This window comes from Metabacillus litoralis (assembly GCF_020524045.1).
Taxonomy (GTDB): Bacteria; Bacillota; Bacilli; order Bacillales; family Bacillaceae; genus Metabacillus; species Metabacillus litoralis_C.
Genome location: NZ_JAIVKL010000001.1, coordinates 77081 through 96465 on the forward strand (window position 1 = coordinate 77081; position 19385 = coordinate 96465).

Annotated in this window: 21 protein-coding genes; 20 read left to right on the forward strand and 1 reads right to left on the reverse strand. The window is 35.5% G+C overall.

Annotation, left to right across the window (positions count from 1 at the left end; translation table 11 throughout):
- Window positions 1-6 precede the first annotated feature (6 nt).
- From LC076_RS00410 to LC076_RS00505, 20 genes are all read left to right on the forward strand, one after another.
- Window positions 7-654 (forward strand): precorrin-8X methylmutase, encoded by a 648-nt coding sequence (locus LC076_RS00410; RefSeq protein ID WP_204952916.1) that lies wholly within the window; start codon window positions 7-9, stop codon window positions 652-654.
- A 3-nt stretch (window positions 655-657) separates the two neighbouring features.
- Entirely contained in the window at window positions 658-1770 is a 1113-nt protein-coding gene (locus tag LC076_RS00415) for a cobalt-precorrin-5B (C(1))-methyltransferase (RefSeq protein ID WP_226665298.1), read from the forward strand.
- Window positions 1760-2983 (forward strand): precorrin-6y C5,15-methyltransferase (decarboxylating) subunit CbiE, encoded by a 1224-nt coding sequence (cbiE, locus tag LC076_RS00420; protein ID WP_226665299.1) that lies wholly within the window; start codon window positions 1760-1762, stop codon window positions 2981-2983. The genes LC076_RS00415 and cbiE overlap by 11 nt, the downstream gene beginning before the upstream one ends.
- Complete coding sequence (cobI, locus tag LC076_RS00425; protein ID WP_226665301.1) at window positions 2980-3681, forward strand: precorrin-2 C(20)-methyltransferase; 702 nt, start codon at window positions 2980-2982, stop codon at window positions 3679-3681. The genes cbiE and cobI overlap by 4 nt, the downstream gene beginning before the upstream one ends.
- The gene (gene cobM / locus LC076_RS00430) at window positions 3681-4454 is read left to right on the forward strand and encodes a precorrin-4 C(11)-methyltransferase (protein ID WP_226665302.1); all 774 of its coding nucleotides are present in this window, start codon (window positions 3681-3683) and stop codon (window positions 4452-4454) included. Before cobI ends, cobM begins: the two co-directional genes overlap by 1 nt.
- A complete protein-coding gene (locus LC076_RS00435) occupies window positions 4451-5575 on the forward strand; it encodes a cobalt-precorrin 5A hydrolase (protein ID WP_226665303.1) in 1125 nt (374 codons plus the stop codon). The genes cobM and LC076_RS00435 overlap by 4 nt, the downstream gene beginning before the upstream one ends.
- A gap of 15 nt (window positions 5576-5590) precedes the next feature.
- On the forward strand, window positions 5591-6967 hold the full coding sequence (locus LC076_RS00440) for a cobyrinate a,c-diamide synthase (protein ID WP_226665305.1): 1377 nt from the start codon (window positions 5591-5593) through the stop codon (window positions 6965-6967).
- On the forward strand, window positions 6960-8477 hold the full coding sequence (locus tag LC076_RS00445; RefSeq protein WP_226665306.1) for a cobyric acid synthase: 1518 nt from the start codon (window positions 6960-6962) through the stop codon (window positions 8475-8477). The genes LC076_RS00440 and LC076_RS00445 overlap by 8 nt, the downstream gene beginning before the upstream one ends.
- Window positions 8478-8755: 278 nt before the next feature.
- Window positions 8756-9535 carry a uroporphyrinogen-III C-methyltransferase gene (gene cobA / locus LC076_RS00450; protein WP_226665307.1) on the forward strand — a complete coding sequence of 260 codons (780 nt, stop codon included), beginning with the start codon at window positions 8756-8758 and terminating at the stop codon, window positions 9533-9535.
- A 50-nt stretch (window positions 9536-9585) separates the two neighbouring features.
- Window positions 9586-10155, forward strand: coding sequence for a nitroreductase (locus LC076_RS00455; protein WP_226665308.1), 570 nt, complete (start codon window positions 9586-9588; stop codon window positions 10153-10155).
- Between the two features lie 30 nt (window positions 10156-10185).
- Window positions 10186-11073 (forward strand): kinase, encoded by an 888-nt coding sequence (locus LC076_RS00460; protein ID WP_226665310.1) that lies wholly within the window; start codon window positions 10186-10188, stop codon window positions 11071-11073.
- A gap of 14 nt (window positions 11074-11087) precedes the next feature.
- Window positions 11088-11750: a 5,6-dimethylbenzimidazole synthase gene (gene bluB, locus LC076_RS00465; protein WP_226665311.1), complete on the forward strand. Its 663-nt coding sequence runs from the start codon at window positions 11088-11090 to the stop codon at window positions 11748-11750.
- Between the two features lie 2 nt (window positions 11751-11752).
- Window positions 11753-12520 carry an energy-coupling factor ABC transporter permease gene (locus LC076_RS00470; protein ID WP_226665312.1) on the forward strand — a complete coding sequence of 256 codons (768 nt, stop codon included), beginning with the start codon at window positions 11753-11755 and terminating at the stop codon, window positions 12518-12520.
- Complete coding sequence (locus tag LC076_RS00475) at window positions 12517-12795, forward strand: energy-coupling factor ABC transporter substrate-binding protein (RefSeq protein WP_226665313.1); 279 nt, start codon at window positions 12517-12519, stop codon at window positions 12793-12795. The genes LC076_RS00470 and LC076_RS00475 overlap by 4 nt, the downstream gene beginning before the upstream one ends.
- Window positions 12792-13580: a cobalt ECF transporter T component CbiQ gene (gene cbiQ / locus LC076_RS00480; protein ID WP_226665315.1), complete on the forward strand. Its 789-nt coding sequence runs from the start codon at window positions 12792-12794 to the stop codon at window positions 13578-13580. Before LC076_RS00475 ends, cbiQ begins: the two co-directional genes overlap by 4 nt.
- A gap of 37 nt (window positions 13581-13617) precedes the next feature.
- Window positions 13618-14463, forward strand: coding sequence for an energy-coupling factor ABC transporter ATP-binding protein (locus LC076_RS00485; protein ID WP_226665316.1), 846 nt, complete (start codon window positions 13618-13620; stop codon window positions 14461-14463).
- A 115-nt stretch (window positions 14464-14578) separates the two neighbouring features.
- Window positions 14579-15478, forward strand: coding sequence for a cytochrome c oxidase assembly protein (locus LC076_RS00490; protein ID WP_226665317.1), 900 nt, complete (start codon window positions 14579-14581; stop codon window positions 15476-15478).
- Between the two features lie 279 nt (window positions 15479-15757).
- Window positions 15758-16132, forward strand: a complete 375-nt coding sequence (locus LC076_RS00495) for a nucleotide excision repair endonuclease (RefSeq protein WP_226665318.1) — start codon at window positions 15758-15760, stop codon at window positions 16130-16132.
- 309 nt (window positions 16133-16441) lie between these two features.
- Window positions 16442-16720, forward strand: a complete 279-nt coding sequence (locus LC076_RS00500; RefSeq protein WP_226665319.1) for a hypothetical protein — start codon at window positions 16442-16444, stop codon at window positions 16718-16720.
- Between the two features lie 460 nt (window positions 16721-17180).
- On the forward strand, window positions 17181-18506 hold the full coding sequence (locus LC076_RS00505; protein ID WP_226665320.1) for an MFS transporter: 1326 nt from the start codon (window positions 17181-17183) through the stop codon (window positions 18504-18506).
- 54 nt (window positions 18507-18560) lie between these two features.
- Here the strand turns inward: LC076_RS00505 and LC076_RS00510 are convergent, their stop codons facing one another.
- Window positions 18561-19085, reverse strand: coding sequence for a CBO0543 family protein (locus LC076_RS00510; RefSeq protein WP_226665321.1), 525 nt, complete (start codon window positions 19083-19085; stop codon window positions 18561-18563).
- Between the last annotated feature and the right edge of the window lie 300 nt (window positions 19086-19385).

Here is a 19385-nt window from a genome sequence, read left to right on the forward strand (position 1 = left end):
AATAAAATGGATTTTTTAACAGATTTTAAACCTTTAACAGTCCAACCACAAGAAATTGAAGGAATTAGCTTTGAGATGATTGATTCTGAATTTGGAGAGCACTCCTTTACAGAGGAACAATATAAAGTTGTTCAACGTGTTGTTCACGCATCAGCTGATTTTGAATTAGGTCATAGTATGATTATCCATGAAAAAGCCATTCAAGCTGGAATTGATGCGATACGTAACGGAGAACAAGTTTATGCTGATGTACAAATGATTTTAGCTGGAGTAAGCAAAGCACGTATTGAAAAGCATGGCGGTAGTGTAAATGTGTATATTTCTGATCCTGATGTGATGAAGGAAGCTAAAAGCTTAAACACCACTCGAGCAATTATTTCGGTTAGAAAAGCCATTCAACAGTTTGATGGAGGAATTTTCGCGATTGGTAATGCTCCTACAGCTTTATTAGAGCTTATACGCCTTGTTAAAGCCGGAATAGCTAAACCTAGTCTTGTTATTGGACTTCCGGTGGGCTTTGTTTCAGCACCAGAATCTAAAGAGGAATTAGCAAAATTAGATATTCCTTTTATTACAAATGTAGGTAGAAAAGGTGGTAGTACCGTTACGGTTGCAGCGTTAAATGCAATCTCTCTTTTAGCTGAAAAGGAATAAAAAATGGAAGAAAAAACGAAAAAAAAAGATAAAAAAGAAATGCGTTCAGGCTATACCACAGGAGCCTGTGCGACAGCGACGACAAAAGCCGCTCTAATTGCCTTAATTACAGGTGAACCTCAATTTGAAGCAACAATTTATTTGCCTGTTGGAAAATTTGTCACCTTTGAAATGGAAAGCTGTGTGGTTGAGCATACAGTTGCTGAAGCTGGCACAATAAAAGATGCGGGAGATGATCCTGATGCTACACACGGTGCCCTTATTAAGGCAGCTGTTTCTTGGCATAATGAATCTGGTATCTCACTTGATGGTGGAATTGGTGTTGGTCGTGTCACAAAAGAGGGTTTACCAGTTCCTGTTGGTGAAGCGGCAATTAACCCAGTTCCACGAAAAATGATCCTTGAAACGGCTGAAAATGTTCTTGCTGAGTATGGTATTACAAAAGGAATTTCGATCGTTATTTCAGTACCAGACGGAGAAAAAATGGCTGAAAAGACGCTTAATAAACGACTTGGTATAATTGGTGGGATATCGATCTTAGGAACACGAGGTACTGTTATTCCTTTTTCTAGCTCTGCTTATATGGCAAGTATTGTACAAGCAATAAGTGTAGCAAGAGCTAGTCATTGTGAGCATGTGGTGATTACTACTGGTGGACGAAGTGAAAAATACGCCATGCTGCAATACCCTGAGCTCCCAGAGGAAGCATTTATTGAAATGGGAGATTTTGTAGGTTTTACATTAAAGCAATGTAAACGTCAAGGAATCAAAAAAGTTTCATTAGTCGGAATGATGGGGAAATTTTCAAAGGTTGCTCAAGGAGTTATGATGGTTCATTCAAAAAGTGCACCTGTTGATTTTGGCTTTTTAGCTGAAGTTGCCAATGAAATTGGTGTGACTGATGAGCAGCTCATTGAACAGATAAAACAAGCCAATACAGCCTCTCAAGTTGGTGACATCCTTTATGAACATGGCTATCACTCTTTTTTCACACAATTATGTACATATTGCTGTGAATCAGGCTTAAAGGAAATAAAAGGTGGACTATCAATAGAAACAAGTCTGTATACAATGAAAGGCTTGTTGCTTGGAAAGGCAGGAAAAGATGACAACTAACATTAAAGTAATTGGCATTGGTGATGATGGAAAACACAGTCTTCTACCAATCTATGAATCATGGATTTCTAATAGTGAAATCTTAGTTGGTGGAGAAAGGCAATTAGCATTTTTCCCGGACTATGATGGAGATAAAATTGTGATCAAAGGTGCTCTATCTACACTTGTCACATCACTTCAACACCATCAAGAAAGTAACAAAGTAATTGTCGTTTTAGCTTCTGGTGATCCATTATTTTATGGCATTGGACAATATTTAGCCACAAAGCTCAATGTTGAAATATATCCTTACATAAGCTCCATTCAGCAGGCCTTTGCAAAAATAAATGAAAGCTGGCAAGACGCATATGTTGTTAGTGTTCATGGTCGCAGCATGAAGGGTCTTGCGCAAAAAATAAATGGCAAAAAAAAGATTGCAATTTTGACAGATGTAGAAAACACACCAGCTAAGATTGCTCGTTATTTACGCTCATTTCAGATAAATGAATACAGAGCATTTGTAGCAGAAAATCTCGGTGGGGAAAACGAAAGATGTCAATATTTTGAGTTAGAAGAATTGGAGAACGCTGAGTTTTCTCCGCTTAATGTTTTGATTTTAAAGCAAACTTCACAGCCAATCACCTACTCATTTGGAATAGATGATGAAGAATTTCATCAAAGAAAGCCTGAAAAAGGTTTATTAACAAAAAAAGAAATTCGTACCCTTAGTCTTAGTGAATTAAAGCTAAAAGAAAATAGCATTGTGTGGGATATTGGCACATGTACGGGCTCTGTAGCGATTGAAGCTTGCTTAATTGCAAAGGAAGGTCAAGTATTTGCGATTGAAAAAAATGATCATGATCTTGAAAATTGTCGCGCAAATATGGTGAAATTCAGAACCGATTTTACAGTTGTTCAAGGAAAAGCACCTGAACGATTAGATGAATTTCCAAATCCAGATGCAATATTTATCGGTGGGACAGCAGGTAGTATGGCAGATATCTTATCTGTTTGTTGTCATCGGTTAAATGAAACCGGACGAATCGTACTAAACGCTGTGACAATTGAAAATCTTGCACAAGCTGTTGAACTATTTAAAGAGAATGGTCTTGAAACGACTATTACGCTAGCTCAAGTTTCTAGAAGTAAGCCAATATTAAACTTAACAAGATTTGACGCATTAAATCCGATTTATATCATTACAGCAAAGCATCCGAAAGGAGAAAGAACATGATTGGAACTTTATACGGATTAGGGGTTGGACCAGGAGATCCTGAACTTCTTACGGTGAAGGCTTTTCGTAAACTAAAGGAATCACCTGTTATTGCCTACCCAAAGAAAAGGAAAGGTAGTAAAAGCTATGCCCATCGAATTATTGATGTGTACATCCCACCAGGTGAAAAAGAAATGCTTGGACTAGTTTTTCCAATGACAAAAGATCCTGATATTTTGGAACGAGAATGGTCGCAAACGGTTGAGCTTGTGTGGGATAAATTAAAGCTTGGGAAAGATGTTGCGTTTGTAACAGAGGGAGATCCTCTTTTATATAGCACATTTATTCATATGATGAACTTAATGAAGGAACGTTATCCTGAAGTGACGATCCAAACTGTACCTGGGATTTCTTCAATAAATGGAGCTGCATCAAGACTAGGGATTGCTCTAGCTGAAGGTGATGATCATGTGGCGATTATCCCTGCACAAGATGATTATGAAGCTATGAAAAAAGCATTAGTAGATCATGATTGTGTTATTTTTATCAAAGTCGCAAAGGTGATTGATTTAATGCTTCATGTTCTAAGAGATTTAGATTTACTTGATAAAGCGTCGGTAGTAACAAAAGTGACTTCAGATGAAGAAATCATCTGGGATATTCATGAGCTAGATCGCGTGGAATTAGAATATTTAACATTAATGGTGGTGAGAAAATAATGAAAATCACAATTATAGGTGCTGGTCCTGGAGATCCAGATTTAATCACAGTAAAAGGCTTAACTCTGTTAGAGCAAGCCGATGTTGTATTATATGCAGATTCATTAGTAAGTGCTGAATTAATAGCTAAAGCAAAGCCAGAAGCTGAAATCATTAAAACTGCTGGAATGCATTTAGAAGAAATGGTCGAGCTTATGGTTGATCGAGTTTCATTTGGTAAAAAGGTTGTTCGTGTTCATACTGGAGATCCAGCTGTTTACGGAGCGATTATGGAGCAAATCGCGATTTTGAATAAACAAGATGTAACAGTAGAGATTATTCCAGGTGTTAGCTCTGTTTTTGCTTCGGCTGCTGCTTTAGGTGCTGAACTTACGATTCCAGATTTAACACAAACCGTCATTCTAACTCGTGCTGAAGGTCGTACACCTGTGCCTGATAAAGAAAAGCTAAGAGATCTTGCAAAGCATCATTGTACTGTTGCCCTATTTTTAAGTGCAACACTTACAAAAAAAATAGTAAAAGAATTTCTTGATGCAGGCTGGAGCAAGGATACTCCTGTAGGTGTTGTCTATAAAGCGACATGGCCTGATCAAAAAATTGTTCGTTCAACATTAGAAAATCTTGATGAAGATATGCGAGTAAACGGCATTCGTAAACAAGCAATGATCTTAGCTGGTTGGGCATTGGACAAGGATATTCACGAAAAAGATTTTCGCTCTAAGCTTTATGATAAAGAATTTACTCATGGATTTCGTAAGGGAGTGAAATCATGACACTTCTTTTAGCTGAAGGGAAACAGCTCACTTTACAACCAACTGGAAGCTACGCAGTTGTCGCGATTACAAAGCATGGAGTTGAGCTAGCTCGCGAATTGCATTCAACATTCCCTCAAACCGATTTATTTTATATGAGCAAATTTGAACGTGGCGATGAAACTGAACGCAATATCACTCTTTTTGACGGTAATGTAAGGATGCTATTACCTTCATTATTTAAGTCTTATAAAGGTATCGTGATGATTATCTCACTTGGAGCTGTTGTTCGGATGATTGCCCCTTTGCTAAAAGATAAAAAAACAGATCCAGCCGTTGTGGTGATTGATGATAAAGGCAACCATGTGATTAGTGTTTTATCAGGACATCTTGGTGGTGCAAATGAATTAACAAAGCAGCTTGCTGACCATCTTAATGCAACACCTGTGATCACAACAGCTTCAGATGTTCAAAAAACGATACCTGTTGATTTATTTGGTCGTAAATTTGGATGGGTCTGGGATAGTGCTGAAAAGTTGACACCTGTTAGCGCGTCAGTAGTTAACGAGGAACCTGTAGCGATTGTCCAAGAATCCGGCGAAAGAAACTGGTGGAATTATGACAAACCACTTCCTTCTCATATCACAGTTTATGAAACGATGGAAGAAGCGATACGTGCAAAACCTAAAGCGGCTCTCCTTGTAACACATCGTCTTTTATCAAATGAAGAACAACAGCTTCTACATAACGGTGTTCTGTATCGTCCTAAGGTTATCACTCTAGGAATCGGCTGTAATCGCGGAACTTCTTTAGATGAGATTGAACAAGTGATACAGGAAACCTTAAAGGAACTTAAATTCTCAATCAAAAGCGTTAAAGCCATTTGTTCTATTGATCTTAAAAAAGATGAGGAAGGCTTAATAGCTGTTGCAAAAAAATATCAATGGGACTTTACCTATTACACACCCGAACAATTAAATTCAGTTAAAATCGATACCCCTTCAGACACCGTTTTCAAATTCACTGGTGCTTATGCAGTAAGTGAACCTGCAGCACGCCTTTATAGTGGTGCTGATTACTTAGTTATCACGAAGAAAAAATCAGGTAATGTGACATTGTCAGTCGCACTTATTTCTCATTAGAAAGAAGGAATTCATTTGTCTCAAAAACGACTCGTTATTGCTGGTACAGGAAGTGGTGTTGGTAAAACAACACTAACAATCGGTTTAATGTCCGCTTTTATGAAAAAAGGCTTAACAGTTCAAGGCTTTAAATGTGGACCTGACTATATTGACCCTTCCTATCACACTGCTGTAACAAAGAGACCATCACGTAATTTAGATAGCTGGATGCTTCCTAAAGAAACGGTACTTGATATTTTTTCTCACGGAAGTAAAGAAGCAGATCTTTCAATTATCGAGGGTGTCATGGGCTTTTTTGATGGAAAAAACCCAAAAAATAATGAAGGTAGTACAGCAGATATTAGTATGATCACACAAAGCCCTGTATTACTTGTTGTCAACTGCGCAAGTATGGCGCGCAGTGCTGCAGCCATTGTCAAAGGATTTCAGCTTTTAGCAGAAGGTCCTAATATTGTTGGTGTGATTGCTAATCGAGTAGGAAGTGAAGGTCATTATAAAATTGTCAAAACCGCAATTGAACAAGAATGTGGTATTCCGGTTGTAGGCTATATGAAACGAGAGCTAGATATCGAAATCCCTGAGCGTCATCTTGGACTTATCCCTTCTATTGAAAAAGGAGAGCTTGATCACTTTTTTGATAGATTAGGAGAATTAGTACTAGACACCATTGATCTTGATAAGTTGTTAGCCTTAGCAGTTGCCCCTGAACTTCGGGAAGAAAGCAGCGATTCTATCTTCCGTAAGAAAAAGGACTCTTCAGTAAAAATCGCCGTTGCTAAGGATGCCGCATTCAACTTTTATTATCCAGAAAATCTCGAAATCTTAGAAACTTATGGTGCTGAGCTTGTCTATTTTTCACCATTAACAGATAAGCATCTACCTGAAGATATTGATGGACTTTATCTTGGTGGAGGATTTCCAGAGGAGTATGCGAAGGATCTTTCAGAAAATACAATAATGCTTTCTTCTATTAAGCAAAAAATCAATGAAAACATACCAACACTTGCCGAATGTGGCGGATTTATGTATTTAACAGATTCCATCTCCACAACAGAAAATCAACTTTATAAAATGGTTGGAATCATTCCTGGAAATGTGAAAATGCAAACAAATCTTGCAGCATTAGGTTATCGGGAAATAACAGGAAATAAAGGAAATTTTCTACTTAGCGATCAACAGCAAGCAAGAGGTCATGAATTTCACTATAGTACGTTTCACTCTGAAAATAACTTTGATTATGCATATGAAACAAAGGGAATGCGCGGTAATAAACAAGAGGGATATCTAAAGGATAACCTTGTAGCTGGTTATACTCACTTTCATTTTGCATCATGTGTCGATATGGTTAAAAAGTGGATCAGCACATGTCAGGAACGAAAAGCTCATGTCTAAATCACTTCCAATTATGTTTCAAGGAACACACTCAGATGCTGGTAAAAGTGTGATTGTTACAGCTTTTTGCCGTATTTTTGTTCAAGATGGCTATAAAACAGCTCCATTTAAATCGCAAAACATGGCGCTGAATTCTTATATTACATTTGATGGAAAAGAAATTGGCAGGGCGCAAGGTGTTCAAGCAGAGGCTGCGAATATACAAGCCACAACAAATATGAATCCGATTTTAATCAAACCAAATCGCTTGAATGAGTCCCAAATTGTTGTTCATGGTAGGCCTTTTAAAAACATGGAAGCTGGTGCTTATAGAAGAGAATTCTTTGATACAGGAGTAAAGTTAATTCAGAATTCACTTGGCGTTCTAAAGCAATCTTATGATCGAATTGTTATCGAGGGTGCTGGTAGTCCAGCAGAAGTGAACTTAAATGATCGTGAGTTAGTTAATATGCGTGTCGCCAAAATGGCAAATGCACCAGTAGTGTTAATAGGAGATATTGAAAAAGGCGGCGTATTTGCTAGTTTGGTAGGTACTCTGCAATTACTAGAAAAAGAAGATCGTGATCGCGTTGTTGGTGTGATCATCAATAAATTCAGGGGAGACATTCGTCTTTTGCAGTCTGGACTGGACTGGTTTGAGAACTATACAGGGAAAAAAGTGTTAGGAGTGATTCCATATCTTCCTCATCTGAATATCGATGCAGAGGATTCAGTTATTTTAAATTCATACACAGCAATTGCTGATGAAGAAAAAGAAATTGATATTGCTGTTATTCAATATCCGAAAATCTCTAATTTTACTGATGTTGATCCATTTACCATTGAACCTGACTGTCATGTTCGCTTTATAACAAAACCAGATCAACTAAAAAATCCAGATATCGTGATTTTACCTGGAAGTAAAAATACGATTGAAGATCTACAGTTTTTAAGAGAAAGTGGATTAGCTCATAAACTATTACAGCTACAAAAAAAAGGCAAAACCACTTTCTTTGGAATTTGTGGTGGATATCAAATGCTTGGCTTGCAGGTATTTGATCCTCTAGCTATTGAATCACCACACTATTCAACAGAAGGATTAGGTTTTTTACCTTTACATACAACAATTACTCAAGAAAAAACAACTATTTTATCTGAAGGTGTATTATCTTATCAACAGCAAAGCATTCCCGTAAAAGGCTATGAAATTCATATGGGTAAAACAAAGCGAGAAGATAAGAATGCTCCGCTTATTAAGCTAGCTAACAGCTTAGATGGATGTAAAACATCTGATGAAAAGGTGATTGGCACCTATTTTCATGGTATATTTCATAACGATACTTTTAGGGAAGTTTTGTTAAACTCTATCCGCAAAGAAAAAGAGTTAGCTCCAATTAGTAATAGACGTTCTTTTAATATGATTCGTGAAGAAGCTTATGATCGTTTAGCAGATCATGTACGCAATCATGTTGATGTACAGTACATTGAAACAAAAATGCTAGAGTTTCAGCAAAATGCAAGAACAATATAAATTAGTTTGATCACAAAATAGAAGACTATGTTAAAGCTTGATATTGGGTATTAAACGTTGTTGATTTAAAGTGTCAGCACAAGACTTCTGCTAAAAGTAGAGTGTAAAGAGACCTCACAGACGTTCAAGTAACAAAGATGCTCAAGGATCTTAGAAGAATAGTCCATTGAAAGTTTGGAAGTTGAGCTTTAAAGAGGGAGCTACCTCTAGGAAAGGTAATACGTGTAAAAAATCAATAGTAAGGTTTAACAGCCCCAATTAGAAAGAGAGGGATGAACATGACAAAAGGACAGGTTTATTTAGTTGGTGCAGGTCCAGGAGATCCTAAGTTAATCACTGTTTATGGCTTAGAATGCATTCAAAAAGCAGATGTTATTTTATATGATCGTTTAGTAAATGAGCAGCTATTAACAAATGCAAAACAGGATGCAGAGCTGATTTTTTGCGGAAAGCTCCCAGGTAAGCATGAATTAATTCAAGAACAAATTAATGAACTATTAATCTCCGAAGCTATGAAAGGGAAAACAGTGACACGATTAAAGGGTGGAGATCCTTGTGTATTTGGTCGAGTCGGTGAAGAAGCTGAAGTGCTTGCAGAAAGTAACATTCCTTTTGAAATTGTACCAGGAATTACTTCAGGAATTGCCGCTCCCGCTTATGCAGGTATTACAGTCACACATCGAGATCATGCATCTTCTTTTGCTATTGTTACCGGCCATGGCCGTGAAGATAAAAAGCAAGATACATTAAATTGGTCAGCACTTGCTCTAGGAATTGATACACTTGCCTTTTACATGGGTGTTGGAAATATTAGCTACATCTGTCATAAATTAATTGAAAATGGTCGAAAATCACAAACTCCTGTTGCAGTAATTCAGTGGGGAACAACACATAAGCAAAAAACAGTAACCGGCACATTAGAGACAATTGAGCAAATCGTTATTGATGCGAACATTAAACATCCGGCAATTATAATAGTGGGAGAAGTTGTTCAATTACGAGAAAAAATAAAATGGTTTCAGGAAGAAGAAGATAAGATTCGTGAACAGACCCGTTAAGCATCACCGATTTAGATCTGTAACAATATGAATGCGAGGTGGAAAAAAAAGTGTCAATTATACATGAACTAAAAAACCGAAGAGCGATTCGTGATTATCGAAAACAAGATGTAGAAGAAGAAAAAATCAACTTCCTACTTGATGCTGCCACATGGGCACCAAATGATAAAATGAGAGAGCCTTGGAGCTTTTATGTATTAAAAGGGGAAGCGAAACAGCGTTATGAACAACTTGCAAAAGAATATTTACAAGAAAGATTTCCAACAAAGCCACATCTAATAGAAAGTTCACTAAATGTTTTAACTACTACACCAGTACATATTATCGTCACTTCTGATATCGTACCAAATGACCCGGAGGCAACAAAAGACAATGAGTATGCCGTATGTTGTGCAATTCATTCTATGTGGCTTGCCGCTAAAGAACTTGGTCTTGGATTTGTTTGGAGAACAAGAGGAGTAGGTCTCGTTCATGATGAAAGACTTTATCAATTCATCGGTTCCCCAGAAAACAAACGAGTGATTGGCAATGTGTTTATTGGGTATCCAAATGTTGAAAAAATCACTAAAATGAAACAACCTAAACGAACTTCTTATAAAGAAAAAACAACTTGGTTATAATTCTTATTTAATAGAAATTGAGGGAATATCATGAAAACAGGATACGGAGAATGTCATGGAACATTTGGTGAATTAGTACAGGGAGTTCTTGACGATCAATCTTTTTTACTTACATTTCCATTACCAGAACTAAAAACAAAAGCTGTTTTTACCCCTCAATTTCACACTAAAAAAGTAAATGGACATAAACACTTTTCTAAAGCAATTCTCGCTTGTGAGAAATTAATAAAATCATTGAATTTACCTACTGGTGGAATTTTAAAGCTTTATTCCACTATCCCAAGAGGTAAGGGTATGGCCAGTAGTACTGCCGATATTGTTGCAGCAATGAGAGCTGTAGCTGACAGCTATTCTATCAATATCTTGGGAGAATTGATTTCAAAGATTGCTAGTGAAATTGAACCTACAGATGGTGTGATGTACGAACATATTGTTGCGTATGATTATCTTAATGGAACATTAATTGAACCTCTTGGAGAACTACCACCTTATCAGTTGATTGGCTTTGATATAGGAGGTACTGTTGATACGATTTTATTTAATCAACAACAAAAAAACTATTCATTTCAGCAGCTCCAAGATTTAAAAAGTGCCTATGACCTTGTCAAAGTTGGTATAAAACATCAATATTTACCTTCTATTTTGAATGCAACAACAATGAGCGCAAAAATCAATCAAAATTGGCTTCCAAAACCGTTTTTTAACGAAATTGATTATTTATCATCACTTTGTCAAGGTGGCATCGTTATTGCTCATAGTGGCACAATGATGGGTATCTTATACGATCCAATGAAAGTTTCCAATCAAGATTATCAAAAATTTAATAATGAAGTAAAAGAGTTTGCTGCAAAAAACAAATTAACTCCTAGTTTACACTCAAATGTACCTAAAAATAGTCATCTATCAAAATATTTTTGATGAGGAGAAAAGGGATGTTTACTCAAGAAGAGATAAATGCGATTCATCGAGTCATTAAAACGAGAAGAGATATTAGAAGCTTTCTTCCAACATCTATTCCTAAAGAGCTTCTTTTTCAAATAATAGAAGCCGCTCATCATGCGCCATCAGTTGGGTTTATGCAGCCATGGAATTTTATCGTCATTTCTTCAAACGAAATAAAGAAGAAAATAGCATGGGCTGCTGAAAAGGAGCGAAGAGCACTAAGTATCCATTATGAAGAAGATGATCGAGCGGATAAATTTTTATCATTAAAGATCGAAGGAATACAAGAAGCCCCTTATACCATTTGTGTCACATGTGATCCAACAAGAGGTGGTTCACATGTTCTTGGGCGAAATTCGATACCAGAAACAGATATCATGTCAACCTCATGTGCTATACAAAATATGATGCTAGCTGCATGTGCTGAAGGTGTTGCTATGGGTTGGGTGAGTTTTTATAAAAAAGCAGATATCCGAGCTATTTTAGACATTCCACCACATATTGATCCTATTGCTATACTTTCTGTTGGCTATACAAATCATTATCCTAAAGCTCCTATTTTAGAAACAGCAAAATGGGAGAGAAGACGAAATCTATCACAATTAATTTCTTATGAAAAATGGGGTAGAACAACCCCAACATCGGAGGAGTAAAAATGCATAAAATATTATTACGAACTTCGTCACTTCTTATACTATTTGCCTTTACAACTTATTTCTGGCTCAATTCGTACAAAGAAGCTGCTGCGATGCATATTATGGAAGGCTTTTTACCAATAGGATGGGCAATTTTTTGGTGGTTGTTAACAATTCCATTTATTCTATATGGTTTAAGAAATATACAAAAGAAGCTGAAGGAAAACCCAGAATTAAAAATGATGCTTGGCTTATCTGCAGCGTTTGCATTTGTTTTATCTGCATTAAAAATCCCTTCAGTTACAGGTAGCTCATCACATCCTACAGGAGTCGGACTAGGCACCATTTTATTCGGTCCAACAGTTATGACCGTTTTAGGTACGATTGTGCTTTTATTTCAATCATTATTATTAGCACATGGTGGAATTACAACACTAGGTGCCAACGCTTTTTCAATGGCTGTTATTGGACCGTTTATTGTATTTGCTATTTTTAAATTGACGCGAAAGCTTGGTGTTTCTTTCTCTATAGCTGTGTTTTTTGCTGCCATGTTAGGTGATTTAGGAACATATCTTGTCACTTCTATTCAATTGGCTCTTGCTTTTCCGGCTGAAGTAAGTGGATTTCTTGGATCATTTACAAAATTCGCAAGTATTTTTGCATTAACTCAAATCCCAATTGCCATTAGTGAAGGACTATTAACCGTGATCGTGATGAATTTATTAACAAAGTACAATTTATCAGAATTACAACAGCTAAAGATTTTAAAAGGAGCTAGTAGATCATGAAAAATTTCATTCTATTTTTATTTGTTATCATCTTAGCTACATTTCCGTTTTTCATTCAAAGAGATACAGACTTTGGTGGAGCTGATGGACAAGCAGAAGAGGCCATTACCGAACTTGCTCCTAGCTATGAGCCTTGGTTTAAACCATTTTGGTCGCCTCCTGGTGGAGAAACTGAAAGTCTATTATTTTCATTACAAGCAGCTGTTGGAGCAATTATTATTGGCTATGTTATCGGTTTTGGTCGAGCGAGAAGGAAATACTCTGCTAAACAATGAACAACTCGTTGTTAAGAATTGATCAGTATGCTTATACAAATTCTCTAAAATATGTTCACCCTGCCGAGAAAAGTATCATAGCATTTAGTTTTTTATTTTTTTCAATTTTAACTAAGAGCTTATACATAAGTGGATTTGTTTTTATGACAATGACGGTTTTGATCATTTTTGCTGCTAAAATTCAATTTTGGCAGTATATAAAATTTTTGCTTATTCCGACGATCTTCTTACTTACGAGTATGATAACGATTATTCTTTCATTTGCTTCAGCTTCTGAAATACCAAATAACACAATATGGAGTACAGATTTCTTCTCTTGGGTTGTTTATATTAGTCCTTCTAGTTTTAATCAAGCTTATCATCTTGCAGCAACGGTATTAGCTAGTGTTAGCTGTTTGTATTTTCTTATTGTCACAACGCCTTTACAACAACTTCTATGGGTATTACGAAAAATAAAATTACCTGTCCTTTTTATTGAGTTAATCGGACTTACGTATCAATTTATTTTTGTGCTATTAGCTAGTGTTCAAGAAATATATTTAGCACAGTCCAGTCGATTAGGATATCAAAACTATCGATTATCGTTGTCTTCGATCAGTATGCTTGTTGCAAATATATTTATAAAATCACTTCAAACTGCAAAGGAAACACAAATGGCTATTGATAGTCGGGGTGGAGATGAACACTTATACGATATTGAAATCAATTTAACTTATCGAAAATCACATATAACTGTGATTTTGTGTAGCATTACATTACTTTTAATTCTATCTATTCTTACATGATCGAGACAGTCTTGAGCCATTTTATAAAGGAGATTATATGACAACACCTTTAATATCTTTTGAAAACATAAGCTATCAATATCCTGATAAAACGCTTGCATTAAAGAGTCTTTCACTCCATATTGATAAAGGAAAGAAAATCGCGTTAATCGGTAATAATGGAGCAGGGAAATCCACATTATTTTTATTATTAAATGGACTTTTAATACCCTCAGGAGGAAAGATATATTTTAATGGAAAGGTGTTAACCTATAAGCGAGTTGAATTAAAAAAATTACGTCAAAAAGTAGGAATTGTTTTCCAAAACCCAGATTCCCAATTATTTTCATCCAGTGTTTATGAAGATATTAAATTTGGACCAAAAAATCTAGGTTTATCAAAAGAAGAAATTCAAAAAGCTGCGGATCAGGCAATACACTTAACAGAAACAGAAACGCTAAAAGAAAAACCACCCCATTTTCTTAGCTTAGGGCAAAAGAAGCGAGTGGCGATTGCTGGAATCATTGCGATGAATCCAGAGCTAATGGTTTTAGATGAACCAACAGCAGGACTAGATCCTTATTATGCTAAAAAAATCATGCAGATATTGAATGATATCCATCATGAAAACCGTACCATTTTGTTATCCACTCACAATGTTGATTTAGCCTACGAATGGGCAGATGAAATTATTGTCTTACATAATGGATCGCTATTAGCTCAAGGACAGCCTGCTAAGGTATTTCAAAACAGAGAACTATTAAAGCAAAGTCATATAAATCAACCGATGATTCTTGAGATATATCAGCAATTACTAAACACAATGAACATTCCACTACCAAGAGAATATCCGATAACTCAAAAAGATTTCGTTGAAAAGCTATCCTCACTTTTACATACTTGACCAACATTCCTCATAAACAGAGGAATGTTTTTTTCATGCCAGTGATTTTTCTCACAGTCAGTTTTACTGATTTTGATTTATCCTTCTTATTAAGTAATTGTTAGTGTGCTATATCGTGAAACAACGTGTGAAACAAGAAAAACCGGGGCGTGACAGTCACCTGGAAAGGTTGAGAGTGATGATTGGAGATCTTTTAAGTAATTTTAGCTTTTCTGCTCAGTGGAACGGAGGGGTTTTTTATTTTGTTTTGTTAGCAATTGTTTGTTATTTATTTATCCTTCCCACTCCTGAAGGTCATACAAAAGGGAAGTCTATCTTGTTTGTCTTTGGTATGCTTTTATTGGCTTTCATATTAGGCGGTCCGTTAAATATCCTTGCTAGAATGATCTTCCGTGCACATATTATTCAAATGATAATTTTATTTTTCATTGTAGCACCTTTGCTTGTTTATGGGGCGAAAAGGGGGATGATTTTCAAGAAAATATCCACACCTTTTGTTGAAAATACGACAGAAATAATGAAACATCCTTTCATCAGAATTCTAATGTTTTATGGACTATTTATCATTTACCATTTTCCATCTGTGTTTGACTATATTCGAATGAGTAACACGTTGAATTACTTGTATTTACTCGGATTATTTATTGCTTCTACACTTTTATGGAGCACTATTTTCACATTTAAAATGGAGCTTCCCAATTCCTGTCAACTCAACAAGCTGGTACTTTCAGTAAATGCAATAATTTTTCTAGGTTTTTCTAGTTTTCTTGTTATAACAACTAATCAATTATATGGCATTTATAATGACTTAGAGCTATTGCAGTTATCTTTAGCCGTTTGTCTTCCTGCAGGAGAAACAATTGCAGATATCCCGGAGAAATTTTACACAGTTCTTCATCCCTTTCCACCTTTAAAAGAACAGAAAATCGCAGGTGGAATTTTAGCTGTTAGCCAAATGATGTGGTTGTTTTTGCCTGTGTCTTTTAAGGTAATTAAAGAGATGGGTAAAAATTAAGATCGGTATTAATTATTGATTATATTAAAGATTAGAATCCATGTTCATTTTCCATCCTTTCAAAAAAACATATTACACTAGCCTATTCAAGGTTGTGCCTAATTGTTCGGCCATGAATGTTTTTACTTGAATTTATTTAACAAAGTTATTGAATAGCAAGAAATATGAATGGAAAAATTATAAATGACATTAAGATCTAGTGTTAGAAACATGATAACCATTGACTATTGTTTTTATCATTGATACATTTATTTGATAGAAAGAAGGATGTGAAATTATATGATAAAAATTGAGTTACCAAAAGTAGAGGTTTCAATTAGAGAACGAAAACAACCTCAAGATGATAATGCTCCAGAAATAAAATCCATAGAAGGATTTATTGATCTCCATGAAATTCCTAGAGATAAAGGTGGCATCATTTTGTTTTACAACAAAAATGACGAGCTTCTTTTAGTAGGTAAAGCGAGAAAGCTTAGACAAAGAGTTAAGAAACATCTTGAAGATACAGTTTCTCCTTTAAAGGATCATCGTAAAGAAGTACACAGAATTGATGTTTGCTTTATTGAAGATCCAATGGAAAGAGAAATTTATGAAACATACCTTATCAATAAGCTAGAAGCAAAATACAATGTAGATAAAGTGTTTTATAAATAATAAAGACTACAAAAAAAGTGCTAAGGTTGGATTAACCACCTTAGCACTTTTTTGTAGTCTTTTTCGCAAATCATGTTGCTTTTGGAAAAGAGATTTTGTATTCATAAAAATGTTCCCTCAGTAATTATTTTAATTAACTTAGCAAAAATTCTTTAACACGGAAGCTTTATATAGCAAGTGGGAGGTACTTCATACTTAGTATATTTTGTGACAATTGCTTTCTAAGAAAAAGTTCTTTGGTAAATATAATCAAAAAGCTCTACTACGGAACCTCCTTAGGTATCTCCCTAAGTCCAGGAGACTTCAAGTATGATTGGTGATCTAAGGTATCCTTTAACATTGATCAAGTCAAGAGTCTCATTTTCCCACTACAATCAACAAAATAATAACATTCTTCAAAATCAACTAATGCTCATGAAAGGTCAAATCAGTATTCACAAACAAAAAAACATTTGCAGAGTTTATTTAGGAGTAGAAAATGGTGAATTTGTTCCACAATCTCTATTACCTTTTGTAATTAATCTTATCATTTCATTGTTAGAAGGCTTAAGAATTAATGGTTTTCTGTCTTCAATTAGATTTTTTTGATTTTGCATACTATTAGAACTAGTGGAATGGAGCAGAAGACACTAGGGCATCTGCGTGTGTAGAGGCAAGGCTTAGACCCCACAGGCCCGCGAAACGACGAGAAGACTCAGCTTCCTCCCCGGCGAATGGAGTGTCTGCAGCGTAATGGAACGAACTTAATTCTTTCAGCTTAACTGAATGTAGATTTATTCGTCTTTTTGTATGAAATCTTTAATTAAGTCCCAGCCTCTTTTTTTTTCTTTAAGTAAAAGTATAAATATCGTTATTCTACTTTCATGTTCATGTATACAAAAAACTGACAAGATCCATCTGTTGCATGGACAAGACATTCAGTAAAAACTTAATAGATGAATATCGTTATTACTATAGGAGACGTTAACAATATAAAGTGAAAGGTTTATTTACATGTTAAAACTTTGTCGTTTGGAATTTAGCTTAATAAAATGAGCAGGTGATAACTTTGGGAGTAAAAGAAATATTAAAACTTGATCGTCCACTGCAAATACTTTTGTTTGGAGTGTTACTATCTCATTTGGGTACTTACATCGTCACACCAATGTTGCCTATTATTTTAAAAACAGAGGCAGGATTAACCATTGGACAAATCGGAATCATTTTAGCAAGCATTGCGATAGCGTTTCAGATTGGAAGTATATTCGGTGGAATATTAGCAGATCGAATGGGAAGAGGATTTATTATTGGGTTAGGAGCCATCATTACAGCTTTTGGAATTGTCGGGTTTAGTTTTTTCACTCAATTTGTTTTTCTTTGTTTAACTGCCATTATCATGGGCTTAGGAACAGGCTTAAACGCTCCTTCCACTAAAGCAGCAATTGCAGCTTTAGCATCTAGTGAGAATCAAACAACCGCTTTTTCTATAAGAGGCATAGCTGCTAACATAGGGATAGGTTCAGCAGGGCTAATTGTTTTTTTTCTTTTAACAGATACATCTAAGTTAATCTTTTGGATCGCGGGAGCAATATATGTCGTTTTAGCTGTACAAAGCTGGATTTTCCTTCCTAAGGGTTGTGGAAATGCTCCCTGTTCGGGACTATCAGTCGGAGCTTATCGTGAAGCGTTTAAAAATAAACCTTTTATTGTTTTCAGCGGGCTCAGTATTTTTATTTGGGCTTTATATGCTCAATTATCAATCGCTTTGCCACTGCGTGCAACAGAAATTCTACCAGAGCCTAAAAACATTGCGTTAATCTGGACTATTAACAGTTTAATTGTAGTCAGTACTCAGAGCTTTATCACTAGGAAAATCATTCGTAAGATTGAACCACTTTCTGCACTTAGTATCGGAATTATCTTTATTACCATCGGGATTGTTTCCATATTTTTTACTCATTCTTTTATTCACTTGATTTTTAGTGGTGCTGTGTTTGTTATCGGAGAAATGATGATTCTTCCAACAATTGATAGCACAATTTCACAGTTATCTAAAGCAGAATTTATTGGCCTATTTTTTGCTTTATCTAATGTTGTTTATGGATTAGGAGAGGCTGGTGGAAAATCAGCAGGAGGAAGAGTACTTGGTTTAGCACAGAATACGAAATTCCTCCCAGTGATCATGTATGGCTCTTTAGGCGCAATTCTTTTTGCTGTAGTTTTGCTTTTAAAACAATGGAAACCATTAAGGAATTCTTTGCTAAAAGCAGCAAGTAAAGAAAACAAACCTAAGAATTCTCCTAGATTAACAAGTGAACCATCAGAACACAGAACACATCCAATAAATAGTTGGGAAGCCGAGATCTTTTTTCGAAAGAAATCAAGAACAGAATAAAGAATGCACGAAAGGGTCAGCTTTTTCAAATAAATGAAAATCTGACCCTTTCTTTTAATGCCTTTGATTGATTGGAGTAGTGACTGGAATATCAAAAATCCACAATAAAAGTAGAACAACAATCACGGAAAGAAAATATGTAAGTAGAGGTTTTTTATAATGTAATCGAACAAATGTGTACATTAAAATATAGAAGAAAGGCTCCATCCAAAACTTATATCCATGGTGGAAGGTTATTTTCCCAAAATAAACATATACAGACTCAATGACAAGCGACCATACAATCCATTTAAGATAATACTTCAGTATCTTCCTCATTCCTTGGTTTTCCGGATAGTAGGTTAAAAAAATATATGCGATGGCTGGTAGCAAAATGATACTATTTCCCACTTCTGTTAATGAATGATTTGAATAAAAGTCAGGCTGATATTTCCATAGGTCATAATTTGCTAACAAAAAGTTATACAAAAGATTGATTACACAAATGTACAAAAGAGTTGGATGATAATTTTTCCATTCCCTAAGATTAGCGAATTTATAAACAAAAAATATACAAGCTAAGTGGGTTAAAGTATGCATTCTTAACTGCCTCATTGTGTAGTAAGATTGATAATCCTTTTTATTATGTACGAAAGATTGATAATCATTACAAAATATTCACTATTGTTTTAGTTCTTTTACAGCTATCCTAGGAACAAAGCTCCTTTTTTCCTAGCGAAGAATAAGTACTAGGTATCCTCCTTAGTGAACTATGCGTTTTTTTGGTTTCACCAGAACGCGCTCCTCCCACAAAGTCTCACTTATTCATCTAACTTATTCATCTACAATCAACAAAGTAGTAAAATTCAATATTAAGCTTTAACATAGCCTTTGGTATAA